Below are 26,330 nucleotides of genomic sequence, written 5' to 3'. Positions count from 1 at the left end.
TGGCTGATGCTGTCGCCAAGCACCGTAAAGAAGCGGGTGGCATACACCGGCGCTGGCGTCTGTTTCGGTTTGCATACCTTCACGCCGCGGAAAGGATTACGCGGCGCGGTTGGCTGCACGTTCGACGGCGGCGCGGTGTTTGGCGTGGAGGTATCGACCTGCGGCTCGTTCAGCAGGCTGCTTGGGCGCACCAGGGTGATGTCCGGCGGCAGGTTATACACCATCTGCTGCAGCACGCGCACTGTTGATGGATGCGGGTGACCGATGGCGATGGCGGAGCCGGTGCGGCGCGCCAGCTGGATAGCACGGTTGAACTGGACGCGGATATCGGCCTCGTTCTGCGTATCGTCGAGGAAGACCTTGCGCTTAATTACCTTCACGCCGGTACCTGCGGCCGCCCGCGTCGCCTGGCTGTTGCCGATGGTCATACTGTCGAGAAAGTAGAGGTTGTAACGGCTGAGCGCCTGCATCACCTTCTGCATGCCGAACAGATTCGAGGTCATCGCGCTGCCCATATGGTTGTTCATCCCCACGGCATACGGCACCTTGCTGACCGCATCGCGAATGATGCGTTCTATCTCATCGCTGCTCATGTCAGGACGCAGGGTATCTTTTTCCAGCGGCTGTTTGCTGAGCGGCGCCATCGGCATATGGATCAGCACCTCGCGCCCGCCGTTGTGTGCTTTGGTCGCCATTTCTCGGGCATAGGGAGCATTGGGGAGTACCGCCACAGAGATATTGACCGGCAGCGCCAGCACCTGGTTCTCCTGCTGCGGACGATAGCCAACGTCATCGATGACGATGGCCAGTTTACCGGCCCAGGCCGGCGGCGATACCGCCAGCGCAGCGGTAAGGGAGAGAACTAACGAACGAAATTGAAGCAAAACTTATCTTCCCAACCACGGTTGTGGATTGACCGCCTGACCCTGGCGGCGAATTTCGAAGTAGAGTGACGGCCGGCCCTGACCGCCGCTGCTGCCCACAAGGGCAATCGGCTGACCGGCGCGAACCTGCGTACCGACGCTGACCAGGGCGCTCTGGTTGTAGCCGTAAAGGCTCATATCGCCTTTACCATGTTCAACGACTACCACCAGGCCGTAGCCCTGTAGCCAGTCGGCGAGGATCACGCGGCCATCGGCGATGGCTTTTACCTCGGTGCCTTCCGCAGCGCCGATGACCATCCCCTTCCAACGTAGCTCACCCTGCAATTGTTCGCCATAGCGATGTAGGGTCGGACCGCGCACCGGCCAGAAAGCCTGGCCGCGCGGCGCGCCGAGTCCGCCGGTGCGCGACATTAGCGAACGTTCGTTTTCGGTGGGTTTGTAGGTGGTACCCTGGCTGGCCGCTTTCTGCTGGCGATCGCGTACGGCGTCGGCTTCGCGCGCCTCTTTCTCGGCGCGCGCTTTGGCCGCCGCTTCCGCCTGGGCGATGCGGTTGCGCAGGCGCGATTCGTTGGCGCGCATTTCGCCCAACTGCTGCTGGCCTTCCTGAATGGAGGATTCTAATCCGGAGAGGGTTTTCTTACGCTCGTTGCGCGCTTGCTCGAGCTTAGCCTGCTGTGCCTGCTGATCGTAAAGCAGGGTTTGCTGCTGGCTCTGCTTTTCTTCCAGCTGCGCTTTCTGTGAGGCGACCTCTTCACGCGTTTGCCTGAGCCCGGCGATGGTTTCCTGGCGCGCCTGGTTGAGGTAGCCAAAATAGGCTTGCAGGCGCTGACCGCGCTGGCTCTCTTCGCCGCTGAGAATCAACTGGATACCCGTGTGTTCGCCCTGACGGAAGGCGGCGTCAAGCTGCGCTGCGAGGTTGCGTTCCTGTAGCGCTTTTTGCTTTTCCAGTTTGGCGATCGACGCGTTCATATCGGCGATCTGCTTATTGAGCTGGGCGAGGTTGTTCTGGGTTTCCCGCAGCTGACGGGCGGCGGCGGAAATAGCCTCTTCCTGCGCTTTGAGCTGGGCGAGCAGCGTGGCGCGCTGCTGCTGCTGTTGGCGAACCGCACGCTCTTTCGCGGCGATATCGGCCTGAATAGATTTCAGCTGATCGCGGTCATCCGCCTGCGCGGATGCGGCGCACAGCAATACGCCAGCGCTGAGCGCGCTGGCGTAGCAGATGGTTCGGACTGCCGTCGCGATCCATGTATTTGAAAAAATCGCCTTTCCCCTCATGGGGAGGGATTATTTCACGATGAACAGCGGCTTGCCAGTCATCTCTTGCGGGATTTCCATACCCATCAGCGTCAGCATGGTCGGCGCGATGTCGGAAAGCTTGCCGCCTTCGACCGCAGTTACCGCTTTATCGCCAACGTAAATCAGCGGCACCGGCAGGTTGGTGTGCGCGGTGTGCGCCTGGCCGGTGGAGGGGTCGCGCATCTGCTCTGCGTTGCCGTGGTCGGCGGTAATCAGCATCTGGCCGCCAACGGATTCCACCGCTTTGGTCACTTCTGCAATGCAGTGATCCAGCGCTTCTACCGCTTTAATCGCCGCGTCCATCACGCCGGTATGGCCGACCATATCGCCGTTCGGATAGTTACAGATGATAGTGTCGAACTCGCCGCCCTTAATCGCTGCAACCAGTTTTTCCGTCAGCTCGGCGGAGCTCATCTCCGGCTGCAGGTCGTAGGTGGCCACCTTCGGTGAATTGATGAGGATACGCTCTTCACCGGCAAACGGTTCTTCTACGCCGCCGTTAAAGAAGAAGGTCACGTGGGCGTATTTTTCCGTTTCGGAGATGCGCAGCTGGGTTTTATCGTGTTTGGCCATCCACTCGCCGAAGGTGTTCGCCAGCGATGCCGGTGGGTAAGCGCACGGTGCTTTGATGTCGGCGGCGTATTCGGTCAGCATGATGTAGTCGAGGTTGACCACTTTCTTGCGCGCGAAGCCGTCGAAGTCTTTGTTCACGAACGCACGGGTGATTTCACGGGCGCGGTCGGCGCGGAAGTTCATGAAAATCAGCGCGTCGCCATCTTCCATTGCGGCGTCCGCCTGGCCTTCCGCGCGGATAACGGTTGCTTTCACGAACTCATCGTTTTCGTCGCGGGCGTAGGCGGCTTCAAGACCGGCAACGGCGGTGGCGAACTGGAACTCGCCTTTCGCTTGGGTCAGCAGGTCATACGCGCATTCAACGCGATCCCAACGGTTGTCGCGGTCCATGGCGTAGTAACGGCCGATAATGGACGCGACGCGGCCTTTGCCCAGCGTCGCGAATTTGTCTTCAAACTTTTGCAGCGAGGATTGCGCGCTGCGCGGCGGCGTGTCGCGGCCGTCCAGGAAGGCGTGCAGATAGATTTTTTCCGCACCGTGCTCGGCGGCCAGTTCGACCATCGCCATCATGTGGTCTTCGTGGCTGTGTACGCCGCCTGCGGAGAGCAGGCCCATGATGTGCACGGCTTTGCCAGCGGCAACGGCCTTATCCACCGCGCCGGTCAGCACGGTATTTTTGAAGAAGGTGCGTTCTTTAATTTCCACATCCAGGCGAGTCAGGTCCTGATACACGATACGACCCGCGCCCAGATTGACGTGACCGACTTCGGAGTTGCCCATCTGACGGTCCGGCAGACCCACTTCAAGGCCGGATGCGTCAATCAGGGTGTGCGGGCGTTTTGCCCACAGGTTATCCATAACCGGCGTTTTCGCGTTGAAAATCGCGTTATCCTGCTGCTCTTCACGGTAGCCGTAGCCATCCAGAATCACCAGTACCATAGGTTTTTTAGAAACCGACATTGCGACAACCTCATGCTCACGAGATAAAAAATTTGCGTAATTTTACTACAGCTGAATCGATAAAATAGCCACAGAAGATCAAAAAAGGGCGCTGCATCGCGCGAAGTTTGCCCATTTTTGCTCTAAATTTTTCGCTCCAGACCGCAGAAAATGGATTAGCTTGCGCGCGGCTGGCTGTATTTGCCACAACGCACAGGTATACTCCTTCCCTGGTTTTAATCACTAAGTCGGGAGTTATACCCCCCCATGCAAGAAATTATGCAATTTGTTGGCCGCCACCCCATACTGAGTATCGCGTGGATTGCGTTATTGGCGGCAGTACTGTTTACCACCTTTAGAGGGTTGACCTCAAAGGTAAAAGTGATCACCCGCGGCGAAGCAACGCGTCTTATTAACAAAGAAGACGCTATCGTGGTGGATTTGCGTCAGCGCGATGACTTCCGTAAGGGCCATATCGCGGGTTCCGTTAACCTGCTGCCCAACGAAATCAAAGCAAACAACGTCGGTGAGCTTGAAAAACATAAAGATAAACCCATCATCGTTGTTGATGGTTCCGGTATGCAGGCGCAGGAACCGGCCAGCGCGTTGTCCAAAGCGGGCTTCGTACAAGTGTATGTCCTAAAAGAAGGCATTGCAGGCTGGAGCGGCGAAAACCTGCCACTGGCGCGTGGAAAGTAATTTTCAGAGGTAAAGTCATGGCCAATATTGAGATCTACACTAAAGCAACCTGCCCGTTTTGCCATCGCGCGAAAGCGCTGCTGAACAGCAAAGGCGTCACCTTCCAGGAGTTGCCTGTCGACGGCGACGCGGCAAAACGCGAAGAGATGATTCAACGTAGTGGCCGCACGACGGTGCCGCAGATTTTTATTGATGCACAGCACATTGGCGGCTGTGACGACTTGTATGCACTTGATGCGCGTGGTGGACTTGATCCCCTTCTGCGCTAACCCGTTTTCAAGGATAAAAAAATGTCAGAACAAAACAGCACTGAAATGGCTTTCCAGATTCAGCGTATTTACACCAAGGATGTGTCTTTCGAAGCGCCGAATGCGCCGCACGTTTTCCAGAAAGATTGGCAGCCAGAAGTTAAACTTGATCTTGATACCGCTTCCAGCCAGTTGGCTGATGGCGTTTATGAAGTGGTGCTGCGTGTCACCGTTACCGCTTCTCTGGGCGAAGAAACCGCATTCCTGTGTGAAGTGCAGCAGGGGGGTATTTTCTCCATCGAAGGCATCGACGGTACTCAGATGGCGCATTGCCTGGGCGCATACTGCCCGAACATTCTGTTCCCGTATGCCCGCGAATGCGTCACCAGCCTGGTTTCTCGCGGCACCTTCCCGCAACTGAACCTTGCGCCGGTAAACTTTGATGCGCTGTTTATGAACTATCTGCAGCAGCAGGCTGGCGAAGGTGCTGAACAACATCAGGATGCCTGATGAACGCACGTAACGCTGCAATGACTGTAATCGGTGCCGGTTCTTACGGCACCGCTCTTGCCATCACACTGGCGAGAAACGGGCACGATGTCGTGCTCTGGGGCCACGATCCTCACCATGTCTCGACGTTGCAGCATGACCGCTGCAACGCGGCTTTCCTCCCTGACGTTCCCTTTCCTGACACGCTGCACCTGGAAAGCGACCTTGCCGTCGCCCTGGCCGCCAGCCGCGATATTCTCGTGGTGGTGCCAAGCCATGTCTTCGGCGATGTGTTGCGCCAGATTAAACCGCTGATGCGCCCTGACGCCCGGCTGGTATGGGCGACCAAAGGTCTTGAGGCGGAAACCGGGCGTTTGCTGCAGGATGTGGCGCGCGAGGCGCTCGGCGAAGCTATCCCGCTTGCCGTTATCTCCGGCCCGACGTTTGCAAAAGAGCTGGCGGCAGGTCTGCCGACAGCGATTTCGCTGGCGTCGACCGACCCGCAGTTCGCCGACGACCTGCAAAAGCTGCTGCACTGCGGCAAGAGCTTTCGTGTCTACAGCAACCCGGATTTTATCGGCGTCCAACTGGGCGGCGCGGTGAAAAACGTGATTGCGATTGGCGCCGGGATGTCCGACGGCATCGGCTTTGGCGCCAATGCCCGCACGGCGTTGATTACCCGCGGCCTGGCTGAAATGTCCCGTCTTGGCGCGGCGCTGGGCGCCGATCCGGCCACCTTTATGGGGATGGCAGGGTTGGGCGATCTGGTGCTCACTTGTACCGATAACCAGTCGCGTAACCGCCGTTTCGGCATGATGCTCGGTCAGGGCATGGATGTGCAGGGCGCGCAGGACAAGATTGGCCAGGTGGTGGAAGGCTACCGCAATACCAAGGAAGTTCGCGCATTGGCCCACCGTTTCGGGGTGGAAATGCCAATAACCGAGGAAATTTATCAGGTATTGTATTGCGGAAAAAACGCGCGCGAGGCAGCATTGACCTTATTAGGTCGTGCTCGCAAGGACGAGCGTAGCCACCACTAGTCGCAGGACATTGTCATCTGAACAACCCGGCCAGCGCAGAACTGGCCGGTTGTAAAATATCGTCTGGAGCAAGCCATGCCGTGTGAAGAACTGGAAATTGTCTGGAACAACATCAAAGCCGAAGCCCGGGCGTTGGCAGACTGCGAGCCGATGCTCGCCAGCTTCTACCACGCGACGCTGCTCAAGCATGAGAACCTCGGCAGCGCGCTGAGCTACATGCTGGCCAATAAGCTGGCTTCCTCGATAATGCCGGCGATCGCCATTCGTGAAGTGGTGGAGGAAGCCTATGCCGCAGACCCGGAGATGATTGCGTCCGCCGCCTGCGACATTCAGGCCGTACGCACCCGCGACCCGGCGGTGGATAAATACTCCACGCCGCTGCTCTATCTGAAAGGTTTCCATGCGCTGCAGGCCTACCGTATTGGACACTGGCTGTGGAACCAGGGGCGCCGCGCGCTGGCGATTTTCCTGCAAAATCAGGTGTCGGTGACGTTCCAGGTCGATATTCACCCGGCGGCGAAGATTGGCCGCGGCATCATGCTCGACCATGCTACCGGTATTGTGGTGGGTGAAACGGCGGTGATTGAGAACGATGTGTCGATTCTGCAGTCGGTAACGCTCGGCGGTACCGGCAAAACCAGCGGCGATCGCCACCCGAAAATTCGTGAAGGGGTGATGATTGGCGCGGGCGCGAAAATTCTCGGCAACATCGAAGTGGGACGCGGAGCGAAGATTGGCGCGGGCTCAGTCGTATTGCAGCCCGTTCCGCCGCATACTACCGCCGCAGGCGTCCCGGCGCGTATCGTCGGCAAGCCTGACAGCGATAAACCGTCAATGGATATGGATCAGCACTTTAACGGCATTCACCATACCTTTGAGTACGGCGACGGTATTTAACTTCTCAGTACGGCGCCAGGATACCCCAGCTGGCGCCAGGCCTCATAAACCACCACCGACACCGCGTTAGACAGGTTCATACTGCGGCTGTCCGGCATCATCGGAATACGAATTTTTTGCTCAGCGGGCAGGGTGTCAAGAATGCTGGCTGGCAGGCCGCGCGTTTCCGGACCAAACATCAGATAATCCCCATCCTGATAGCTCACCGCGCTGTGGGCGGGCGTGCCTTTGGTGGTCAGGGCAAACAGGCGCTGCGGTTTCTCCGCCTCGGCGAAAGCGGCGTAATCCTGATGGCGCGTCACGGCGGTAAATTCGTGATAATCCAGTCCGGCGCGACGCAGACGCTTGTCGTCCCACGTAAAACCCATCGGCTCGATGATATGCAGACGAAACCCGGTGTTGGCGCACAGGCGGATAATGTTGCCGGTGTTGGGTGGGATCTCTGGTTCGAATAAAACGATGTTAAGCATGCTGCCCCCTTAATTGCGGGGGCAGAATAGCAGAATTTGCCGATTACCGCGTCGCGAGTTGGTTTAACGCCTGCACCAGCGAATCGCGGCTGATGTCGGCTATCGACTTCGCGCCGGTCAGGGTCATCGCCACTTTCATCTCTTTCTCAATCAGATTGAGTAAATTCGCCACGCCTTCACGGCCATGGGTGGCGAGGGCGTACAGGTAAGCGCGGCCTAACAGCACGCTGTCGGCGCCAAGGGCAATCATTCGTACTACGTCGAGACCGTTGCGAATGCCGCTGTCAGCGAGGATGGCGATATCGCCTTTCACCGCATCGGCAATGGCCGGGAGCGCGCGGGCGGATGAAAGCACGCCGTCGAGCTGGCGGCCGCCGTGGTTGGACACGACGATACCGTCTGCGCCAAAGCGTACCGCATCACGCGCGTCCTCCGGGTCGAGGATCCCTTTGATCACCATCGGGCCATCCCAGAACTCGCGGATCCACTCCAGGTCTTTCCACGAAATCGACGGATCGAAGTTATTCGCCAGCCAGCCAATGTAATCCTCAAGCCCGGTTGGCTTGCCCAGATAGGTTGAAATGTTCCCCAGGTCGTGCGGACGGCCGTTGAGACCGACATCCCACGCCCACTGTGGGTGAGTGGCCGCCTGCCAGTAACGGCGCATCGCCGCGTTTGGGCCGCTCATCCCGGAGTGCGCATCACGATAGCGGGCGCCGGGTGTTGGCATATCAACAGTGAACACCAGCGTGGAGCAGCCTGCCGCCTTCGCGCGCTCCAGCGCGTTGCGCATAAAACCGCGGTCGCGCAGCACGTAGAGCTGGAACCACATCGGGCGCTTGAGGGTCGGCGCCACCTCTTCAATCGGACAGACGGAGACCGTAGAGAGGGTGAAAGGGATACCTTTCTCATCGGCGGCGCCTGCGGCCTGCACCTCGCCGCGACGGGCGTACATTCCGCATAGCCCAACCGGCGCCAACGCCACCGGCATGGAGAGCTGTTCGTTAAACAGCGTTGTTTCCAGGCTCAGGTCGGACATATTTTTCAGCACCCGCTGGCGCAGCGCGACCTGCGACAGGTCTTCAACGTTACGCCGCAGAGTGTGCTCTGCGTAGGCGCCGCCGTCGATGTAATGAAACAGGAACGGCGGCAGAATGCGCTGCGCCGCCGCCCGATAGTCGCTTGCTGCTGAAATAATCATGCTTTGGTCTCCCTGGAAAACACGGTGGGGTCGCCGGGCAGGCGGGTGATACGCGCCTGGCGGGCTCTCTCTTCATCAAAATGTTTAATGGTGGTGTGAACGAAGCCAAGATGCGCCATCATTGCCTGACGGGCGCCTTCGGCATCGCCGGACTGAATGGCATTGAGAATGGCCTGGTGCTGCTCGGTCAGCTGTTCAAAGACCGGCGGTATGAGATACATACGCTGGCGGCTCTGCTTGACCGAAGACTGCAGCAGGTCGAAGAAGCCGCGCATGGTCTGCAGCAGCACCACGTTGTGCGACGCTTCGGCGATGGCGAGATGGAAACGGACGTCGGCCTGAGAGGCGAGGTCCGGGTCTTCGCTTTGGGTGGCCTCAAGGCACAGGCGTATTTTTTCTTTATCCGCCTCGGTGGCGCGCAGAGCGGCGTGCCAGGCGGTGCTGGCCTCAATGGCGTGCCGGGCCTCCAGAATATCGAAGCTGTAGTCAGGGTCATCGGCCAGCAGGCTTTTTAACGGTTGCACAATATTTTGTTCCGACCACGGCTCGTGCTGCCAGCGTACAAAGGTGCCGCCGCCGCGGCGGCTCACCAGCACCCCTTCGCTCACCAGTTTCGCCAGCGCTTCCCGCAGCGAGTTGCGGGAAACACCAAGCCGGGCGGCCAGCTGGCGTTCGGCGGGTAAACGCATCCCCGCCTCCAGCTGTTGTTCTTCAATCAGCGCCCGCACACGATCTGCAACATCGTCCGTAAGGCGCCGGGGCATCACTATCATGGGATCATCCAGGTTAAGACATAGGCCTGAAGCGTGGTGATCACGCCCACCATGCAGGTGAATATCAGGCTGTGTTTGACGGTAAAGCGGAACAGATCTGACTCTTTACCCACCAGTCCAACCGCCGCACAGGCGATAGCGATGGACTGCGGGGAGATCATTTTGCCGGTTACGCCGCCGGTGGTGTTGGCCGCCACCATCAGCACATCCGACACGCCAATCTGCTGCGCGGCGGTGGCCTGCAGCGCGGCGAACAGGGCGTTTGACGAGGTATCAGAACCGGTCAGGAATACGCCGAGCCAGCCGAGGAACGGCGAGAAGAAAGTGAACGCATGACCGGTATGCGCCAGCGCCAGCGCGAGGGTTGACGACAGGCCCGAGTAGTTAGAGATAAAGGCAAACGCCAGCACCATGCCGATGGAGTAGATAGGCAACGCCAGGTCCTTTAGCGTTTGCCCAAAAGTGATGACGGCATCTTTTGGCTTCATACGCAGCCAGACCACCGACAGGATCGCAGCGAACAGAATGGCTGTGCCGGTCGCGGAGAACCAGTCGAGCTTAAACACCGCCGCATACGGCGTGGCGGCGTGCACCACCGGCGGCATACGCGCCACCATCTTGTCGAGGAACGGTACGGAGAGGTTAATCACCATGTCGTACAGCGCGCCGCCTGGGGCGAACAGCGCTTTAAACGGCGGAATACTCCACAGCGTGACGGTCGCGGTGAGAAACAGGAACGGCGACCACGCGCGGATCACCTGACCTGTGGTATAGCCCGTGCGCGCCAGCGTCTGATCGACCTGCGAAGCGCCCATATCGGCAAAGCGGAAGATACGTACCGGCTGCCAACGTTTGAGGAACAGCGTCAGGCACACCAGCGAAACCAGCGAAGAGATGATATCCGGCAGCTCAGGGCCGATAAAGTTAGAGCTCAGGTACTGGGCGATGGCAAAGGAGCCGCCAGCGACCATGACCGCAGGCCAGGTCTCCTTAACGCCGCGCCAGCCGTCCATAATCGCCATGATCCAGAACAGCACGATAATGGTCAGGAACGGCAGTTGACGACCGACCATCTGGCCGATTTCAAAACTGTCCAGGCCAGTCACCTGGCCCGCCACGAGGATAGGGATACCCATCGCGCCAAAGGCGACTGGCGCGGTATTGACGATAAGGCACAACCCCGCCGCATACAGCGGGTTAAAGCCGAGGCCAACCAGCAAGGCGGCGGTGATGGCGACCGGCGCGCCGAAGCCGGCTGCCCCTTCCAGAAAGGCGCCGAAGGAGAAGCCGACAATCAGCATCTGCAAACGCTGGTCGGGCGTAATAGAGAGAATCGACGAGCGAATAATGGCGAACTGGCCGGTCTTCACCGAGATTTTATAGACAAAAACGGCGGCGATAATTATCCAGGCGATTGGCCACAGCCCGTAGAAGAAGCCATACACGACGGAGGCCAGGGCGCGATCGACCGGCATCTTATAGAAAAACAGCGCGACCAGCAGCGCAATCGTGACGGTATAGCTGGCGGCCAGATAGCCTTTCAGCTTTAGCTTAATCAGGGCGAAGAAGAAGAACAGGATCGGTAGCGCCGCAATCAGGCTGGACAGCCAGATATTTCCCGCCGGGTCATAGTTTTGTTGCCAGAGATTCATGCAGGTCTCCTGAGGACCGCATAACGGTAGCGCGGCGGGTCTGCGCCCGGTTTCGCGTCACACGTTATGTAAAAGTGGTCCTGCCAATATTGTATTGTAGGGGTAATGACAACAAATGGTTAATCATATGTTGTCATCAGGCAATGCATATGTTGCGGTGATTTTTATATCTGTGAACTACGGGACAGAACGGAAGAGAATTGGTAGGGCCAATTGGCGGCGACAGGATTGAATGAGGACCCTCACTTTCACCGAAGAGGAACATTCAGCCATCTGTAAAACGCCGATATAACTCTGAACAAAGCAAAATCATTCCCACTAAGAGATTCTTAACAACAGAGGCTGAGACTACAGTTTATATTTCTGATTTTGTCAGAGAAATTCTGGATGAGCAGCGGCGCGATATTGCAAGTCAGTATTTAAACAAGACTATCGGAAAAAGATGTTGCGATAAATATGATTATTTCGTTGAAAAGGCGTTGTAATTCTAAAATAAGGAAATGTTATTTGTATTTCATTACAGGATGACAGGGTTAACGCGATATGAAAAAGTTACAAAAAATAATCTGATTTGTAAAAAACATATAGAATATCAATGCATCAAACTAATCAATAATGCTTGCTGGATTACACCTCCATGTAATCCGGATATTTTTTGTAGGGACCATCAAATTTTTAATTGTTTTGGGAAGGGTTTTCATGATTAAGTATATAAAGCGTATAACTATAAATCGCATAGAAGCCGCGAGGTTAACATGGCAGTTATACCTTTACTTCCCTCACAGGGAATATCATTGGTTCTGGATCACATGCGAATAGCTCGCGCTCATGGTATGCCTCGCAATATGGCAACACTTTTGACTTATGCCTGGTTCTATTTTAAGGTTAAAAATCGTGGGCCGTGGGATTATAAGCAATATCACCCAGAGTTAGAAAATTTTGGTAACTTCCATTATGGGGCTATCGGTTATACCGCAGGGATACCAGCAGATATTTTACAGATGGACGGTGGCTTTGCTCAAGAGCACGCAGGTACTAGTAAGCCTGAATGGGGGCACTGGTATCAGGACCCACCTTATGGTGATGATCCAATTTACCAGTTTTGGATTAAACAAGGAATAGATTATGCACGAAAGATCGGTTATTAGAACATTGCACTGTATGCTTACAGCGATCTTATTATTGCTGGTTAGTGGTTATGCTATTTATCAATATTATTTTCAATACGCGATCGGATGATGTCTTCGTCAGCAAGCAAAAGCTTTCTGATAATGTCTGGTTATATATTACAAAATATGACGAAGGGAACGCTACGGTTGCGAATATTTATCGCTTTTATCTCGACAAGGATAATGGAAAGACAGATGTAATAGAGGCACTCAAAAAACGCATGCCCTTCCTTGAAACAAATACTAGTGCTGTGGTGACAGCTTCAGCATATGGCAATACGGTAAACATAAAAGTAACCGGGAAGGTTTACAATTTTACTAACTCAGATTTATTTTACGCGGACGGGATTGCAATAATACCTGTCATTAATATTATCGCTAATGGCACAAGAGGCTAATAATAAGGGGATTGAAAATGGCTGTACCAGTTCATTTATTTTTAAAAGACGATGGTGGGGCAACGATTCGTGGTGGTTCAGATGTTCAAGATCGTGAGGGAAGTATAGAGCTTAGAGATTTGATTCATCGATTACACCAGTAATGCATGATACCAGAGATTGTCCTGGTACAGGTCACATGGAGAACGTACAACTTCGCTACGCTAAAATAACATGGCTTTACAAAGACGGAAATATCCAATATACAGACGCATGGAACGAACGTCCCACAGTATAATGAATAAATTAAACCCACCCCTTTCCCGAACAAGAAAGGGGTGGGCATGGCAGAGGGTCAGAATTCGCTTTTGGCAAATCCCGTCATCTCTTTGAGTTCCATTTCGCGGCCCAGCGCGGTCATTGGGTGAACCACCACCAGTCCACGAACGCTTTTCTTCAGCTTGCCCATATCGGCTTGTTCTTTTTTGGTGATGGCGCGCTTGAACGGCAGACTCATCAGCTTTTGCGCTTCTTTGCTCAGCTTCTGGCTCCGTACGCCGCGCAGGCGGGCGATCTCTTCTTCAAGGGTGGTTTTTTCTTTCTCAAGTTCGGCGTATTTCTCTGCGGACTCAACCAGAGACAGTTCCGCCTGCTGGTGGCGGATGGCGTCAAGACGATCGCTCAGGCGTTTAATTTCGTTCTTTTCAACTTCGTTCATGGTAAATGGCTTTTTATAGTAAAAGAGTATCGATACCGTACAGTATGCGCGTTGAGCGCGATTACTGATAGTTAATTATAAGAAACTGATTAATTTCACCGCGCTTTTATTAGCAGGGTATTTTTCTAACTTGTTGAATGTAAAAGTAATTGTTGAAAATGTATTCTCTGTCTCGTTTTTACAAAGTTGTTGGCGAAAAAGGCACATTTTCCTCAAACGCCTGCCGAGGGTTTGACCAGACTTAATCCGATTATCTGGACGGAGGTAACGTTATGGCAAAGATGGGCGAGAACGTTCCACACATCATCGATAAAGCGGTAGATTTTATGGCGTCGAGTCAGGCATTTATGGAATACCTGAAAAAATCGCCGCGCTTAAATCGCATCCCTGCGGAAATTCCCGACGAGAAAGCGGCGCTGTTTCTGGAACGATTGGATTACTATCGTGCGCTGTACAAACCGGGGTGCGGGCCGGAAGAAAACCAGGAATAAGGCGGCTATTTCTGAAAGGCTTTTTTCAAGCTGATTCGGGAAATCAGCTCGGTCAGGGATAACACCATCGTTGAGCGAACAACCTGCTGATAGCGCTGTTGCTGCATGGCATACAGTTCGATGTCGCTCGTGTCGAAGTCAGGCGTCGGCGGCAGAGCCACGACGCAGTGCAGCTCCCCCAACGGGCCGAGAATTTCATCGTCCGTAAACGCATACTCGTTGCCGTCATGGTTCAGCTCTTCGCGCAGCGCCATCAGCAGCTCCGCATCTTCATACTCGGCACGGCTGATGACGCCGAGGCCATAGATAAGCTTCAGCCGCACTGAGAGATCGCCCAGCGGCCCATCACCGTCCAGTAACGGTTCCACGGCGTATTTCACCGCATAGTCGTCTTTGCGGAAGACCTGAAGCACCATCATGTTCACCGCCTCGGTGAGGAGTTCTACGGCGACGATGAGAAAGCTTCGTACGGTTTTGCCAGCATTCAGACGCTCAAGCACACGGTTTTCAAAGGCCTGTGTTTCTTCCATTATTGCCTGCATATCTGACAATCTGTTGTTCAGGTGCTGCTGCACGAGCAGCACCGGGTCCTGCATCATGCGTGTGTGTTATAGGCCGCAACAGCTTCTGCGACCACCTCGCTGTTGGCATCCAGTCCGGAAACCTGCGCCAGCGCGGCCTGTGGGCCTTTCTCGTTAATCAGCTGCGCCAGCTCCAGCGCCTGCGGATCCTGCTCGCTGCGATAGTGCATCGCGGCGGCAATCCCTTTCACCAGGTTGGCGTGCGGCAGACCGTATTCCAGCGTGCCGAGCAGCGGTTTTACCAGGCGATCGCCCGCGCTTAATTTACGCAGCGGCTGGCGGCCTACGCGCTCAACATCGTCTTTCAGATACGGGTTCTCAAAACGGCCAAGGATTTTCTGGATGTAGGCGGCATGTTTCTGCGCATCAAAGCCATAACGTTTGATAAGCACTGCGCCGCTCTCTTCCATCGCCCCTTTTACCACTGCGCGAATTTTCTCGTCGAGAATCGCGTCACGGATAGTCTGATGACCGGCTAATTTTCCGAGGTACGCGGTTATAGCATGCCCGGTGTTCAGCGTGAAGAGCTTACGTTCGACAAATGCCATCAGGTTATCAGTTAATTCCATTCCCGGAATGGTCGGCAGGGTGCCTTTGAACTGGGTTTTATCCACGATCCACTCGCTGAAGGTTTCTACTGTCACTTCCAGCGGATCGTGGGTGGCGGATTCGGACGGCGGAACGATGCGGTCGACCGCAGAATCGACGAAGCCGACGTGCTGCTCAACCCAGGCTTTATCGTCTTCCGCCAGCGCGTTCATCACGTGGCCTTTAAGCTGAGTGGTGCCGCGCACCATGTTTTCGCAGGCGATAATGTTCAGCGGCGCGCTCAGGCCGGAAGCTTTACGTTTTGCCAGACCTTTGGCGATAGCTGGGGCGATACGCTCAAGCACCACCGGGCCGACGGCGGTGGTCACCAGGTCCACCTGGGCAATCAGGTCAACGACATCGTCACCGATGCTGCTCACGGCGTTGACGCCGGAGACGGTTTCCACCTGCTCGTTTTCACCGACCACATGCACCTGATAGCTATGACGGGCATTCAGGGCATCGAGCACGACCTGATTCACATCGGCGAACGTTAGCGCGATCCCCGCGTCAGCCAGCAGTTTGCCGATGAAGCCACGACCGATGTTACCTGCGCCAAAATGTAATGCTTTCATAGTATTAACCTTTATCAATGTTTTTACCCGAGAGGGCTGGGGTGAGGCTTTTCCCTCACCCTAACCCTCTCCCGATGGGGAGAGGGAGGGCTGCGTTATTTGGTGCCTGCAATCAGCGCCAGCACTTCATCGACGCTGGTGGTGGTGGCCAGACGCTCAATGACGGATTCGTCATCCAGCGCGTTGGTCAGGCTGGTGATCACGTGGATGTGTTCGTTATTGCGCGCGGCAATCCCGATCACCAGGCGGGCGATGTCGTCTTCCTCTTCGCCGAAGCGTACACCGTTCGGATACTGGCAGAAGACCACGCCGGTTTTCAGCACACGGTCCTTCGCTTCGATGGTGCCGTGCGGTACCGCGATGGACTCACCCAGGTAGGTCGGGGTCAGTTTTTCACGATCCAGCATCGCCTCGACATATTCCGGCTCAACGTAACCGCCTTTGACCAGTTGCTCGCCCGCGAAGCGAATCGCCTCTTCTTTGGTGGCGGCATGACGGCCGAGGAAGATGTTTTCCGCACCCAGCTTAAACACCTGGCTGTTGTCGGTTTCGAAGCTGTCTTTCAGGCTATCGCGAACCTTCTCTTCGTTATCGACATGGCGCTGCGCTGCCACCAGACGCTCGGTCAGGTTGGTATACAGACCGCTGTCGAGGAAGTTGGTCAGCGAAATATGCTGCGCCTGCGGAACCTGACGCATCGCACGCTCGGTCAGATCGCGGTGGGTAATCACCAGGTCAACGTCCGGCGGCAGGCTGTTGATCGCGCTGTTGGTGACCGAGATGTTGGTCAGGCCAGCATCCTGGACTTTCTTACGCAGCACGCCCGCCCCCATGGCGCTGGAACCCATACCGGCATCGCAAGCGACGATGATTTTACGGACGTGGCTCAGATCGTTGGTGACATCGCCTGCGCTCAGCGCGCTTGCGGCGCCTTTGGATTCCGCTTTCATATCGTGCATACGACGGGTCGCCGCTTCAATGTCGTCATCTTCTTTCACTTTGCTGGTTTTCAGCAGGATAGAGGAGACGATGAAGGAGACCGTCATCGCCGCAACAATGGCGGAAATGTTGGCGAAATAGGTGCCTTTCGGGGTCATCGCCAGCACCGCCAGGATGGAGCCCGGAGAGGCCGGAGAAACCAGACCGCCGTTGAGGATGGTCAGCGTGAATACGCCGGTCATACCGCCGAGGATAACGGCCAGGATCAGGCGTGGGTTCATCAGCACGTACGGGAAATAAATCTCGTGGATACCGCCCAGGAAGTGGATGATTGCCGCACCGCCCGCAGACTGTTTGGCGCTACCGCGACCAAAGAACATGTAGGCCAGCAGGACGCCCATACCCGGACCCGGGTTGGCTTCAATCAGGAAGAAGATGGATTTGCCCAGCTCATGGGACTGCTGAATACCCAGCGGTGAGAAGATACCGTGGTTGATGGCGTTGTTGAGGAACAGGATTTTCGCCGGTTCAACAAATATAGACGCCAACGGCAGCATGTCGTGCGCCACCATGAAGTTAACGCCTGCCGACAGAATTTTGGACAGGACTTCAACGGCCGGGCCAATGCCGAGAAACGCCAGAATCGCCAGAATCATACCGATGATGCCAGCGGAGAAGTTATTCACCAGCATTTCGAAACCGGACCTTATCTTACCGTCAACCCAGGCGTCGAAGTGTTTGATTGCCCAACCGCCCAGCGGACCTGCAATCATGGCGCCAAGGAACATCGGCATATCTGCGCCGACGATAACGCCCATGGTGGTAATTGCCCCCACGACGCCGCCGCGATCGCCGCCAACCAGGCGACCACCGGTGAAACCGATAAGCAGCGGCAGCAGATAAGTGATCATCGGGCCGACCAGCTTCGCCAGTGTTGCGTTAGGCAACCACCCTGTCGGAATAAATAATGCGGTGATGATACCCCACGCGATGAACGCGCCGATATTTGGCATCACCATATTGCTGAGGAATCGACCAAAGCTCTGCACTTTGATCTTGATATCGGATGACATAAAAACACCCCTTCTTATGTTTGCTGTCGCGCAGGCTAAAAGCCCGAGGTTTGTTGTTAATATAGCGGCAGAGGTAGCCGGACCTTGTTGATGATGCGAAATCTGGCACTGAATCGTTCAACTGTCCAGTTAGCGGCTCTTTATGTGACTTGCATCACGATATTATGGTGTGGCATGTCTTATTTGTAGTGATCAGCATCACAAAATAGCAGTGTATAAAAAATACAATAGTGCAAAAAATGCACTAAATCGAAGTTTGATGTGACTCTCATCACATTTACTGAGTGCGTTTTTGTTTTTGATATGTGATTGTCATCACATATTATTTTTCGCCATGCGTCGTCGACTGTGATCGCGCTCAAGTTTGCTCATGGCGTCAGAGGGCCGTTGAAACGTAGCGACATTTCACGGAAAAAGACCTGGAGGCGTCAATGGCGAGAAAACCTCCGCTGGCTTATGCTTACACTGCACCTCGATAGCAAGGCGCGTTCAAAACGCTTTCCCAAAATTAAGGCGTATGAAGAGGCAGCTATGTTTCTTAATTATTTTGCGCTGGGCGTCCTTATTTTTGTTTTCCTGGTAATTTTTTACGGGATCATTATTTTGCATGATATTCCCTATTTAATTGCCAAATCTCGTAACCACCCTCACGCCGACGCTATCCATGTCGCAGGGTGGGTGAGTTTGTTTACGCTGCATGTCATCTGGCCATTTCTCTGGATATGGGCCACGCTTTACCGCCCGGAGCGTGGATGGGGAATGCAGCATCCGCCGCAGTCAGATAGGTCACCGTCGTTGCAAGAACCGCAAACGCAACAAGATGAAACGCTGGCGGAGTTGAAGCAGCGTATCGAAGCGCTTGAGCGAAAGCTTAATCCATAACCTCCTCTTGTGAGTACATCATCATGGATCTGCTCATTGTTCTGACCTATGTCGCGCTGGCGTGGTCAATATTTAAGATCTTCAAAATCCCCGTCAATAAATGGACGGTACCCACGGCTGCGCTGGGCGGCGTATTTCTGGTCGGCGCTTTGATCCTGTTTATGAACTACAACCATCCCTATACCTTTCTCGCACAAAAAGCGGTGATCTCCATTCCGGTGACGCCGCAGGTGACGGGGATCGTGAGTGAAGTCACGGATAAGCAAAACACCCTGATTCACAAAGGGGATGTGCTGTTCAAAATCGAGCCGACGCGCTATCAGGCTCGGGTGGACAGGCTGCAGGCGGATCTGGTGACCGCTATCCATAACATCGAAGCATTAAAGGGCCAACTGGCTGAGGCGATTGCCGATACCGAGCGGGTGACTGCCGAGCGCGATCGTCTGTATAAGGACTATCAGCGTTACCTGCAGGGCAGCCGGGCTAAGGTGAACCCGTTTTCACAAAGCGATATTGATAACGCCCGCCAAAACTATCTGGCGCAGGATGCGATGGTGAAAGCGTCTCTGGCAAACCAGTCGCAGATAAAAAGCCAACTGGAGAGCATGCAGAACGGCGAGCAGTCGCAAATCGTCAGCCTGCGCGCTCAGCTTGCGGAAGCCATGTATAACCTCGACCAGACGACGATTCGGGCGCCGAGCGATGGCTACGTGACCCAGGTGCTGATTCGTCCCGGCACTTACGCCGCCGCACTGCCGCTACGTCCGGTGATGGTGTTTATTCCGGAGCAAAAAAGGCAGATTGTCGCGCAGTTCCGGCAAAACTCGCTGTTGCGCCTGAAGCCTGGCGATGAGGCCGAAGCGGTGTTTAACGCGCTGCCCGGGCAGGTGTTTACCGGTAAGCTGGATAAAATACTGCCGGTGGTGCCGGGCGGTTCTTACCAGGCGCAGGGGACGCTGCAGTCGTTGACGGTGACACCTGGTACCGACGGCGTGCTGGCGGTGATTGATCTGGACCCTAATACCGAGGTGGATGACCTGCCGGATGGTATCTATGCGCAGGTCGCAGTCTATTCCGACCATTTCCATCACTTATCCGTCATGCGTAAAGTGCTGTTGCGAATGACAAGCTGGATGCATTATCTGTACCTTGACCATTAATATGCGCGACAGCATAAATGACGGCGAAGTGGCCAGCGAACTTCGCCGTGTTGCATCATACTTAGCGTTTTGTTGGCGAAAAGGACCTGATAATGAAACTGATTGGCAGCTACACCAGCCCCTTCGTACGCAAGATTTCCGTGCTCCTGCTGGAGAAGGGCATCACCTTCGAGTTTATCAACGAACTACCCTATAACGCGGAGAGCGGCGTGGCTCGCTATAACCCTCTGGGGAAAGTGCCAGCGCTGGTGACCGATGACGGCGAGTGCTGGTTCGACTCGCCGATTATTGCTCAGTACATTGAGCTGCTGAATGTCGCGCCGACGATGGTGCCGCGCGAACCGAAAGCCGCCCTGCAGGTTCGCCAACTGGAGTCCCTCGCGGACGGCATTATGGACGCGGGGCTGACGATTGTCCGCGAACTGGCGCGACCGGCGGCGCAGCAGTCAGAAACGGAGCTGTTGCGTCAGCGGGAGAAAATTACCCGTAGCCTGGACGCGCTGGAGGGTTATGTCGCTGGGGGTACGTTGAAAGCCAACGAAACAAACCTGGCGACCATCGCCGTGGCGTGCGCTATCGGCTATCTTAACTTTCGCCGCATTTCTCCCGGTTGGTGCGCCTCGCGCCCGCATCTGGTGAAGCTTGCTGATATCTTATTCCAGCGCGACAGCTTTGCCCGCACTGAACCGCCAAAGGCGTAATACAGCGCTCAGACGACTCACCGCGACTGCAAGCAAAGAAGCAGGCATGAAATGCCTGCTTCTTTGCTTTTACTGCCAGGTTAACCTGCTGAAGGTGCTAGTATTTTGTTCGCTCTGTGGGCGGACTCCTGTGCTAACGTGGCCGCCAGCCCTGTATAGTTCTCAGGTAACAGCATGACGTTCAACTCATCGGCGGTAAACAGGCCTGCGAGTGCATTATCACTGAGCAGCACCTCAATAAAGGGGATGCCCGTTCTCATTGACTCCATCGTCAATGTGTAGACCATCTCATGTGCTTTATCTTTTCCGACCTTTTGCGCCAGTTTCATCATGATTAATTCACTGTTGTCCAGCCCATGATTGAGATTAGCGTTATTTTTCATTCGTTCGCGATTAATATAGAGCGTACGCGTTATCTCTTCAGTCCTTAAAATAATTTCGGTCATTAATTCGAGAGACTCATGTAATGAAGACTCTAGCAACATGTATGACGAGCTGTCGGCTTCATAAGGTCGGCAGCATGAATACAGCATCACGGCGGGTAAAGAATAAAGCTTTTGTGAATTGGCAATAATGCCTTTGGCTAACTTCGGGTTCACTTTATGAGGCATAGTGCTACTGCCAATCGTTCCCTTATTGAAGCCTTCCATCACTTCGCCTATTTCTTCCAGCGATGTGCTATATACCTCTTCCGCAATCTTATGACAACAGTTTGCGAGTAGAGAAAGCACCTGTACATATTCCACTTTATGCGTGCCAATATTTCGCGAAGGAATATTCATTTCATTCATATTGAGACGGTGCGCAACATGTCGTTGGACGCAGCGTCCTTCTTCGCCGCTGGCGTTAAATGCGCCAACGGCTCCACCCATCATGATGGTAAAAACGCGCTTCTCACACTCGTTAAGGCGCTCTACAGCGGTTAAAAACTCTTCAATCCAGACGGCCGCTTTGTAGCCGTAAGTGATGGGAATCGCATGGCGTCCATGAGTACGTCCCGGCACAACAGTGTGCGCTTCTTCACTCGCTATTTTCGCGAGGTTTCGCAGGATGTCGTTAATGACGATTTTGAATTTTTCGTGGACCTTTTTGACAACAACAAGTTGTGCGCTCTGTTGTATGTTTTGTGTGGTCACACCAAAATGGACATATTTCCCACTTTCACCAGGGCAGGCTTTTACCAGCATCTTTATGAATGGGACAAAGCCATGACCTATTTCTTCCTGTAACGCTTTTACTTTATTGATGTCGATGTTGCTGAGTTGGCAAGACTCAGCAATCAGTTTCGCGTCAGCGTCAGGGATAACGCCTGTTTCGCCCTGCGCCAGTGCTAAGGCGGCCTCAACATCCAACCATGCTTGATATTTTGCATTCTCAGTCAACAGACTCCGAATACCGTAGTCATTCATGGTTTTCGTTTTTGAATCGTATAGTGCACTCATTATTAATATCCTTATCTCTGTTATTTTTCGTTGATTTTGTCAACGATCGCGTTTTTCACGAATTCAACATGAGGGCCGAACACGACATGAATATGGTTGTTTTTCGGGATGAAGATCCCAGAGGAACCTGCATCTTTCAGGGTCTCATTTTTTACTCGCCCCTGATCTTTTAAGTCTATGCGCAAGCGGGTAACGCAGTTATCGATATTTTTAATGTTATCGCTACCACCTAAACCTTCTAATACCAGAGTGGCGATTTCAGGATATCTTTTCTCTTTTAACAGGTTATTGTTTCTAATCTCTTCCTCGCGACCCGGCGTTTGGATATTGAATCTCTCAATAGCAAAGCGGAATACGAGATAGAACACGACAAAGTTAACGGCGCCTAACACGACAAGCTGTACCCAGTGCGTGTGTTCATAGAGCAGACCGAAAATACCAAAATCGAAAATGGTACCTCGGATGTAGCCGATAGAGACATCCAGGAACGCTAATGGAATCGCCAGTAAGCCACACAGCACGGTATATACAAAGAACAGCGCCGGAGCGATAAACAGGAATGAAAACTCAAGCGGCTCGGTCACGTTACCCAGGAATGCTGTCAGTACAATGGTCAGTATCATACCCTTAGCAATTGGGCGGTTCGCTTTATGAGAGGCGTGATACATCGCTAACCCAATCGCCGGAACGCGGAAGAGGGTATTCAGCATTTGCCCCGCCCCAAGGTAGGCGGTGAGTGTTGGCATTAAAGACCAGTTTGGGTCATTAGGGCCGAGTTTGAATAAAATTTCGTTTGTCGCGTTAAGAATCCCGGTATATGTTTCACCGTTAATAAGGTATGTACCCCCCGCTTCGGTAAAGCGGATAATCGATGCCAGAACATGATGTAAGCCAAAGGGAATTAACGAACGATGGAGGAACCAGTAAACGCCAACGCCAAAGGTATCATCCATAATGATAAATGACACACTTGTCAGCGCACTGGTAATCACGCTCCAGATATAGGGAATGATAAGGCCTACAGGGAGCATGCAGAGGAACGTAATGATCGGGACAGACTTCTTACCGCTGAAAAATGCGAATGCGAGAGGGAGTTGCAGGCGGTAGAAGCGATCGGTAACTTTTGCTGCGACCAGACCTGAGATGATCCCGCCCATCGCTTCGATCTTGAGCGTCTGGATACCAAGCACCAGCCCTTGCCCTACAGAAGACAGGTCGCCTTTCGCCAGGGTTCCGCTGACTTTTAGCCAGACGTTCATGACGATAGTAAGGGTTAAATAAGCCAGCACCGATGAGAATACCGCAATGCCTTTCTCATTTTTCGCCATGCCATAAGCGACACCCATCGCAAAGAGCAACGGTATGTTATTAAATACAATTCCGGTAATATCTCTCATGCTTTCGAGAGTTATTTTTACGATATCGTTACCTAAAAATGGTAACTTGGAAATCATATAGGACTGGCTTAAGGCGGCACATATACCCATGATCATGCCAATGGGCGCCATTACCGCGATGGGTAATAACAATGAACGGCCAAATAGCTGAATTCCATCTTTAATTTTTTCAATATTCATCTAGTACTCACAATTACGCAACGTAAATATATCATTCTCCTAAACATATTTAGGTATTATTGAATCTTGATTGAGGGGGCTCAAGGCAACTTTATGCTGCCAAAAAATGACAACAAGTTACCTCGTATTTATGACTAAAAATAAATCTGTGATAATAGTCACATATTCATTTCTTTTTGGTCGACAACAAATGGGTTTGGTTGGACTCTTTGCGCGTATCAACGTGGAGGTGGCTATTAGCATTAACCAGTCAGACATTGCATTTCTCAGCTATATGCAAGACAAAGGGGTGCTGGCATTCTCTGACGTTTCTGATACATTTCCCGGTAAGAGCTTGATTACACTGAAGCGTAGCGCAGCAAATCTTAACTATTATCTGGGATCGGATAAAATATATATCGAATCTGATCGTTTTCATTGTGATATCAGTTACACCTGCTTTATCAGTTTCTTACAACGACTGCATATAAAGGACTATCGTTCTTCAGTCGATGAGAGAATTAAACTGATTGTTGTGCATTGTTTCCTTTATTCCACCGTGAATGTATCCGCGTTATATGAAGAAATTAGAATTAGCTTAACGACGAAGAAGAAAGACTTAAAGGTGCTGGAAAAATATTTGTCTGACAAGGGGTTACAGCTTGAGATTGTAAGCAGCAAAGGGATTCGGATCGTCGGTAATGAAATCGCTCTGCGCATGATGGTTATGACTATCCTGGCATCCGTTTGTGAGTTAGATAACCGTGATTATTTAATCGGCCGTGCGGCTAATGATGTCTATGAACAGTTGATTTTTTCTCGTTTTCAGATAGAAATGCTTGGACACTTCACTGCCGTCACCGAAGAATACCATGCGATAGTGAACGATAACCACCTGGCGCTTTCATACCCTGGAAGGAAATTACTTTATACGTATATGTTAATCGCCAGGGTACGCACAGTTTACCCGCTGCCCGTCTGTGATTTTCAAGTAGCATTATTACCCAGTCTTCTCTACCAGTGCGCCTCAGAACAGCAATTCATGAATTATTTTGTCACCTCTTTGGATCAAAACTCCGCGGTTCTCAAATTCATGGACATCACGCTCCGTAGCGCATTAATGAATTTCTATATTTACGTCCAGAGTAAAATTATTACTGTCATTGTTGAACGCGAGGCACTTCTGCATGAACTCTATCTTTATGTTCAGAAGTGTATTATTCGCAGGAAGTGTGGCTATAGTATATTTGATAATAATTTATCCAACACCAAAAAACACTATAATAATTTATATGAAATTATTCATTCAGCATGTGGCGACGTCGAAAATATATATTCAATAAAATTTTCTGAAGGCCATCTGGCAACCATGACGTTAATTTTTAGAAAATATATAAATAAAAGCAAACTTTCTGGGCGCAACAAAAAATCGGTTGTTATTGTCACTAATTCCGCAATTGAAACGGTAGACTTTTTTATTGATAATCTAAAGTTTCATCTTGATGTTGATATTTGTGATTCTATTAATATCCATGAAAGAGAAAAGCTTGCTGATTTAAATTATGATCTGGTGATGACATTTTCCAACAGAATTTCAATGTTACTGCAGCAAATGAATATAAATCATATAAAAGTCAATTATCACCTGAAGGATAAAGATATAAATAATCTGCTGAAAAAAGGTTTTTCAAGTAATCTTAACAGGAAAATTAAAACGGATAGATTTCTTGAGCAAATAAAAGATAAATCGGATGAAGAGATTATTGATGTACTAAAAACACATTACGGTAAGTATTTTATCTGATATTGGATTTTGCTTCGGAATCGGCATGATAATTTATATCACTATCAATACACTATTCTTGTGTTGCTGAATGTTATCTGCACATCAACTTTGAGGCCGGATTCAATGTTTGATATTATGATACGCGTCACCTGTGACACTAGACTTGCAGAATAACCTGTTCATTATCAGTGTATTGAATGAATATTCCTTCTCTCCCGTCGGGAGGGGGCAAACAACAGGCCATCTCATGACAACCGATCATCATCCGCAGTACAGCCAGCTCCCCGCGACCGATCGCCTTTTGCGCGATCCGGCGTTCTCCTCCCTTATTGCGTGTTTTGGCCACAGCCAGGTGGTGAGCGTGCTGCGCAAGCTCCTCGACGAGGCGCGCGAGGCTATCCGGGAGCACGGCACGCTGCCTGGCTGGTGCGAAAACTGGGCGGCGGCGGCGGTAGACGCGCTGTCGCTGGCGGAAAAAAGCCCGCTTCGTCCGGTGTATAACCTGACCGGCACGGTGCTGCACACGAATCTGGGGCGCGCCCTGCAGGCCGAGGCGGCGGTGGACGCCGTCGTTCAGGCGATGCGTTCGCCGGTAACGCTTGAATACGATCTGGATGACGCCGGACGCGGTCACCGTGACCGTGCGGTGGCGGAGTTGCTCTGCCGCCTGACCGGTGCGGAAGACGCCTGTATCGTCAATAACAACGCGGCGGCGGTATTGCTGATGCTGGCGGCGACGGCGGCGGGTCAGGAAGTGGTGGTGTCCCGCGGCGAGCTGGTGGAAATCGGCGGCGCGTTTCGTATTCCGGATGTGATGCGCCAGGCGGGCTGTACTCTGCGCGAAGTGGGCACCACGAACCGCACGCATACCCAGGACTATCGCGACGCGGTGAACGACAATACCGCGCTGCTGATGAAGGTGCATACCAGCAATTACAGCATCGAAGGGTTTACCAAAACAGTAGATGAGGCGGAGCTGGTGAGCATCGGCAACGCGTCAGGCACCCCGGTGGTGACTGATTTGGGCAGCGGCTCGCTGGTGGATTTAAGCCAGTACGGCTTGCCGAAAGAACCGATGCCGCAGGCGCTTATCGCCGCGGGCGTGAGCCTGGTGAGCTTTTCCGGCGATAA

27 protein-coding genes and 1 pseudogene are annotated in these 26,330 nt (G+C 53.2%); 14 read left to right on the top strand and 14 right to left on the bottom strand.

Annotated features, from left to right (window positions below):
• From JO226_RS02610 to JO226_RS02595, 4 genes are all read right to left on the bottom strand, one after another.
• The coding region (locus tag JO226_RS02610) for a divergent polysaccharide deacetylase family protein (protein ID WP_293489791.1) at positions 1-884 on the bottom strand (884 nt) is incomplete at its 3' end.
• Positions 885-887: 3 nt separating this feature from the next.
• Positions 888-2,159 carry a murein hydrolase activator EnvC gene (gene envC / locus JO226_RS02605; RefSeq protein WP_293489789.1) on the bottom strand — a complete coding sequence of 424 codons (1,272 nt, stop codon included), beginning with the start codon at positions 2,157-2,159 and terminating at the stop codon, positions 888-890.
• 9 nt (positions 2,160-2,168) lie between these two features.
• Positions 2,169-3,713, bottom strand: coding sequence for a 2,3-bisphosphoglycerate-independent phosphoglycerate mutase (gene gpmM, locus JO226_RS02600; protein ID WP_293489788.1), 1,545 nt, complete (start codon positions 3,711-3,713; stop codon positions 2,169-2,171).
• A gap of 16 nt (positions 3,714-3,729) precedes the next feature.
• Positions 3,730-3,900, bottom strand: a complete 171-nt coding sequence (locus JO226_RS02595) for a hypothetical protein (protein ID WP_293489787.1) — start codon at positions 3,898-3,900, stop codon at positions 3,730-3,732.
• 59 nt (positions 3,901-3,959) lie between these two features.
• Between JO226_RS02595 and JO226_RS02590 the strand changes: the two genes are divergently transcribed.
• The 5 genes from JO226_RS02590 (at position 3,960) to cysE (ending at position 7,065) form a co-directional block, all read left to right on the top strand.
• Positions 3,960-4,391 (top strand): rhodanese-like domain-containing protein, encoded by a 432-nt coding sequence (locus JO226_RS02590; RefSeq protein WP_293489786.1) that lies wholly within the window; start codon positions 3,960-3,962, stop codon positions 4,389-4,391.
• Between the two features lie 17 nt (positions 4,392-4,408).
• Positions 4,409-4,660, top strand: coding sequence for a glutaredoxin 3 (grxC, locus tag JO226_RS02585; RefSeq protein ID WP_013364190.1), 252 nt, complete (start codon positions 4,409-4,411; stop codon positions 4,658-4,660).
• A 21-nt stretch (positions 4,661-4,681) separates the two neighbouring features.
• Positions 4,682-5,149, top strand: a complete 468-nt coding sequence (gene secB / locus JO226_RS02580; RefSeq protein ID WP_293489783.1) for a protein-export chaperone SecB — start codon at positions 4,682-4,684, stop codon at positions 5,147-5,149.
• Entirely contained in the window at positions 5,149-6,168 is a 1,020-nt protein-coding gene (gene gpsA, locus JO226_RS02575) for an NAD(P)H-dependent glycerol-3-phosphate dehydrogenase (protein WP_293489782.1), read from the top strand. Before secB ends, gpsA begins: the two co-directional genes overlap by 1 nt.
• Positions 6,169-6,243: 75 nt before the next feature.
• Positions 6,244-7,065, top strand: a complete 822-nt coding sequence (gene cysE / locus JO226_RS02570; protein WP_293489781.1) for a serine O-acetyltransferase — start codon at positions 6,244-6,246, stop codon at positions 7,063-7,065.
• On the opposite strand, the gene trmL is transcribed toward cysE, so the two are convergent.
• From trmL to lldP, 4 genes are read right to left on the bottom strand one after another with little or no spacing between them, the layout of a single operon-like run.
• Positions 7,062-7,535: a tRNA (uridine(34)/cytosine(34)/5-carboxymethylaminomethyluridine(34)-2'-O)-methyltransferase TrmL gene (gene trmL, locus JO226_RS02565; RefSeq protein ID WP_293489779.1), complete on the bottom strand. Its 474-nt coding sequence runs from the start codon at positions 7,533-7,535 to the stop codon at positions 7,062-7,064. The two genes, cysE and trmL, sit on opposite strands and share 4 nt — an antisense overlap.
• 43 nt (positions 7,536-7,578) lie before the next feature.
• Positions 7,579-8,736, bottom strand: a complete 1,158-nt coding sequence (gene lldD, locus JO226_RS02560; protein WP_293489777.1) for an FMN-dependent L-lactate dehydrogenase LldD — start codon at positions 8,734-8,736, stop codon at positions 7,579-7,581.
• A complete protein-coding gene (lldR, locus tag JO226_RS02555; RefSeq protein WP_293489775.1) occupies positions 8,733-9,509 on the bottom strand; it encodes a transcriptional regulator LldR in 777 nt (258 codons plus the stop codon). The genes lldD and lldR overlap by 4 nt, the downstream gene beginning before the upstream one ends.
• A complete protein-coding gene (gene lldP, locus JO226_RS02550; protein WP_293489773.1) occupies positions 9,506-11,161 on the bottom strand; it encodes an L-lactate permease in 1,656 nt (551 codons plus the stop codon). The genes lldR and lldP overlap by 4 nt, the downstream gene beginning before the upstream one ends.
• A gap of 755 nt (positions 11,162-11,916) precedes the next feature.
• Between lldP and JO226_RS02545 the strand changes: the two genes are divergently transcribed.
• The 3 genes and pseudogenes from JO226_RS02545 to JO226_RS02535 all read left to right on the top strand — a co-directional run bounded on the left by JO226_RS02545 (position 11,917) and on the right by JO226_RS02535 (position 13,005).
• Complete coding sequence (locus tag JO226_RS02545; RefSeq protein WP_293489771.1) at positions 11,917-12,309, top strand: polymorphic toxin type 44 domain-containing protein; 393 nt, start codon at positions 11,917-11,919, stop codon at positions 12,307-12,309.
• Positions 12,310-12,359: 50 nt separating this feature from the next.
• Positions 12,360-12,728: a hypothetical protein gene (locus tag JO226_RS02540; RefSeq protein WP_293489769.1), complete on the top strand. Its 369-nt coding sequence runs from the start codon at positions 12,360-12,362 to the stop codon at positions 12,726-12,728.
• A 17-nt stretch (positions 12,729-12,745) separates the two neighbouring features.
• Positions 12,746-13,005: pseudogene (locus tag JO226_RS02535) on the top strand (hypothetical protein).
• Positions 13,006-13,062: 57 nt separating this feature from the next.
• Here the strand turns inward: JO226_RS02535 and JO226_RS02530 are convergent.
• Positions 13,063-13,425: a YibL family ribosome-associated protein gene (locus tag JO226_RS02530; RefSeq protein WP_293489767.1), complete on the bottom strand. Its 363-nt coding sequence runs from the start codon at positions 13,423-13,425 to the stop codon at positions 13,063-13,065.
• Between the two features lie 272 nt (positions 13,426-13,697).
• On the opposite strand from JO226_RS02530, the gene JO226_RS02525 reads away from it, so the two are divergent.
• Positions 13,698-13,916 (top strand): hypothetical protein, encoded by a 219-nt coding sequence (locus JO226_RS02525; RefSeq protein ID WP_293489765.1) that lies wholly within the window; start codon positions 13,698-13,700, stop codon positions 13,914-13,916.
• Positions 13,917-13,921: 5 nt separating this feature from the next.
• Here the strand turns inward: JO226_RS02525 and mtlR are convergent, their stop codons facing one another.
• The 3 genes from mtlR to JO226_RS02510 all read right to left on the bottom strand — a co-directional run bounded on the left by mtlR (position 13,922) and on the right by JO226_RS02510 (position 17,672).
• Positions 13,922-14,512 (bottom strand): mannitol operon repressor MtlR, encoded by a 591-nt coding sequence (gene mtlR / locus JO226_RS02520; RefSeq protein ID WP_293489796.1) that lies wholly within the window; start codon positions 14,510-14,512, stop codon positions 13,922-13,924.
• On the bottom strand, positions 14,512-15,675 hold the full coding sequence (gene mtlD, locus JO226_RS02515) for a mannitol-1-phosphate 5-dehydrogenase (RefSeq protein ID WP_293489795.1): 1,164 nt from the start codon (positions 15,673-15,675) through the stop codon (positions 14,512-14,514). Before mtlD ends, mtlR begins: the two co-directional genes overlap by 1 nt.
• 80 nt (positions 15,676-15,755) lie before the next feature.
• The gene (locus JO226_RS02510; protein ID WP_293489763.1) at positions 15,756-17,672 is read right to left on the bottom strand and encodes a PTS mannitol transporter subunit IICBA; all 1,917 of its coding nucleotides are present in this window, start codon (positions 17,670-17,672) and stop codon (positions 15,756-15,758) included.
• Positions 17,673-18,203: 531 nt separating this feature from the next.
• Between JO226_RS02510 and JO226_RS02505 the strand changes: the two genes are divergently transcribed.
• From JO226_RS02505 to JO226_RS02495, 3 genes are all read left to right on the top strand, one after another.
• Positions 18,204-18,554 (top strand): DUF3302 domain-containing protein, encoded by a 351-nt coding sequence (locus JO226_RS02505; protein ID WP_293489793.1) that lies wholly within the window; start codon positions 18,204-18,206, stop codon positions 18,552-18,554.
• A gap of 23 nt (positions 18,555-18,577) precedes the next feature.
• The gene (locus JO226_RS02500) at positions 18,578-19,714 is read left to right on the top strand and encodes an HlyD family secretion protein (protein WP_293489761.1); all 1,137 of its coding nucleotides are present in this window, start codon (positions 18,578-18,580) and stop codon (positions 19,712-19,714) included.
• A 92-nt stretch (positions 19,715-19,806) separates the two neighbouring features.
• Positions 19,807-20,415: a glutathione S-transferase gene (locus tag JO226_RS02495; RefSeq protein WP_293489759.1), complete on the top strand. Its 609-nt coding sequence runs from the start codon at positions 19,807-19,809 to the stop codon at positions 20,413-20,415.
• An 80-nt stretch (positions 20,416-20,495) separates the two neighbouring features.
• On the opposite strand, the gene JO226_RS02490 is transcribed toward JO226_RS02495, so the two are convergent.
• Together JO226_RS02490 and JO226_RS02485 are read right to left on the bottom strand one after the other, a co-directional pair.
• Positions 20,496-21,857 (bottom strand): adenylosuccinate lyase family protein, encoded by a 1,362-nt coding sequence (locus JO226_RS02490; RefSeq protein WP_293489758.1) that lies wholly within the window; start codon positions 21,855-21,857, stop codon positions 20,496-20,498.
• Positions 21,858-21,877: 20 nt separating this feature from the next.
• A complete protein-coding gene (locus tag JO226_RS02485; protein WP_293489756.1) occupies positions 21,878-23,434 on the bottom strand; it encodes a PTS transporter subunit EIIC in 1,557 nt (518 codons plus the stop codon).
• A 130-nt stretch (positions 23,435-23,564) separates the two neighbouring features.
• Between JO226_RS02485 and JO226_RS02480 the strand changes: the two genes are divergently transcribed.
• Together JO226_RS02480 and selA are read left to right on the top strand one after the other, a co-directional pair.
• Positions 23,565-25,217 carry a helix-turn-helix domain-containing protein gene (locus JO226_RS02480; protein ID WP_293489754.1) on the top strand — a complete coding sequence of 551 codons (1,653 nt, stop codon included), beginning with the start codon at positions 23,565-23,567 and terminating at the stop codon, positions 25,215-25,217.
• A gap of 229 nt (positions 25,218-25,446) precedes the next feature.
• The coding region (gene selA / locus JO226_RS02475) for an L-seryl-tRNA(Sec) selenium transferase (RefSeq protein WP_293489752.1) at positions 25,447-26,330 on the top strand (884 nt) is incomplete at its 3' end.

The organism is Pluralibacter sp., from assembly GCF_019237635.1.
Lineage (GTDB): Bacteria > Pseudomonadota > Gammaproteobacteria > Enterobacterales > Enterobacteriaceae > Enterobacter_B.
This window is presented reverse-complemented; position numbering and strand designations above follow the sequence as displayed.

Excerpts from the sequence above, each read along its gene's own strand:
- envC (WP_293489789.1), bottom strand. The coding sequence starts at position 2,159 with ATGAGGGGAAAGGCGATTTTTTCAAATACATGGATCGCGACGGCAGTC.
- gpmM (WP_293489788.1), bottom strand. The coding sequence starts at position 3,713 with ATGTCGGTTTCTAAAAAACCTATGGTACTGGTGATTCTGGATGGCTAC.
- JO226_RS02590 (WP_293489786.1), top strand. The coding sequence starts at position 3,960 with ATGCAAGAAATTATGCAATTTGTTGGCCGCCACCCCATACTGAGTATC.
- grxC (WP_013364190.1), top strand. The coding sequence starts at position 4,409 with ATGGCCAATATTGAGATCTACACTAAAGCAACCTGCCCGTTTTGCCAT.
- secB (WP_293489783.1), top strand. The coding sequence starts at position 4,682 with ATGTCAGAACAAAACAGCACTGAAATGGCTTTCCAGATTCAGCGTATT.
- gpsA (WP_293489782.1), top strand. The coding sequence starts at position 5,149 with ATGAACGCACGTAACGCTGCAATGACTGTAATCGGTGCCGGTTCTTAC.
- cysE (WP_293489781.1), top strand. The coding sequence starts at position 6,244 with ATGCCGTGTGAAGAACTGGAAATTGTCTGGAACAACATCAAAGCCGAA.
- trmL (WP_293489779.1), bottom strand. The coding sequence starts at position 7,535 with ATGCTTAACATCGTTTTATTCGAACCAGAGATCCCACCCAACACCGGC.
- lldD (WP_293489777.1), bottom strand. The coding sequence starts at position 8,736 with ATGATTATTTCAGCAGCAAGCGACTATCGGGCGGCGGCGCAGCGCATT.
- lldR (WP_293489775.1), bottom strand. The coding sequence starts at position 9,509 with ATGATAGTGATGCCCCGGCGCCTTACGGACGATGTTGCAGATCGTGTG.
- lldP (WP_293489773.1), bottom strand. The coding sequence starts at position 11,161 with ATGAATCTCTGGCAACAAAACTATGACCCGGCGGGAAATATCTGGCTG.
- JO226_RS02545 (WP_293489771.1), top strand. The coding sequence starts at position 11,917 with ATGGCAGTTATACCTTTACTTCCCTCACAGGGAATATCATTGGTTCTG.
- JO226_RS02540 (WP_293489769.1), top strand. The coding sequence starts at position 12,360 with ATGCTATTTATCAATATTATTTTCAATACGCGATCGGATGATGTCTTC.
- JO226_RS02530 (WP_293489767.1), bottom strand. The coding sequence starts at position 13,425 with ATGAACGAAGTTGAAAAGAACGAAATTAAACGCCTGAGCGATCGTCTT.
- JO226_RS02525 (WP_293489765.1), top strand. The coding sequence starts at position 13,698 with ATGGCAAAGATGGGCGAGAACGTTCCACACATCATCGATAAAGCGGTA.
- mtlR (WP_293489796.1), bottom strand. The coding sequence starts at position 14,512 with ATGCAGGACCCGGTGCTGCTCGTGCAGCAGCACCTGAACAACAGATTG.
- JO226_RS02510 (WP_293489763.1), bottom strand. The coding sequence starts at position 17,672 with ATGTCATCCGATATCAAGATCAAAGTGCAGAGCTTTGGTCGATTCCTC.
- JO226_RS02505 (WP_293489793.1), top strand. The coding sequence starts at position 18,204 with ATGTTTCTTAATTATTTTGCGCTGGGCGTCCTTATTTTTGTTTTCCTG.
- JO226_RS02500 (WP_293489761.1), top strand. The coding sequence starts at position 18,578 with ATGGATCTGCTCATTGTTCTGACCTATGTCGCGCTGGCGTGGTCAATA.
- JO226_RS02495 (WP_293489759.1), top strand. The coding sequence starts at position 19,807 with ATGAAACTGATTGGCAGCTACACCAGCCCCTTCGTACGCAAGATTTCC.
- JO226_RS02490 (WP_293489758.1), bottom strand. The coding sequence starts at position 21,857 with ATGAGTGCACTATACGATTCAAAAACGAAAACCATGAATGACTACGGT.
- JO226_RS02485 (WP_293489756.1), bottom strand. The coding sequence starts at position 23,434 with ATGAATATTGAAAAAATTAAAGATGGAATTCAGCTATTTGGCCGTTCA.
- JO226_RS02480 (WP_293489754.1), top strand. The coding sequence starts at position 23,565 with ATGACTAAAAATAAATCTGTGATAATAGTCACATATTCATTTCTTTTT.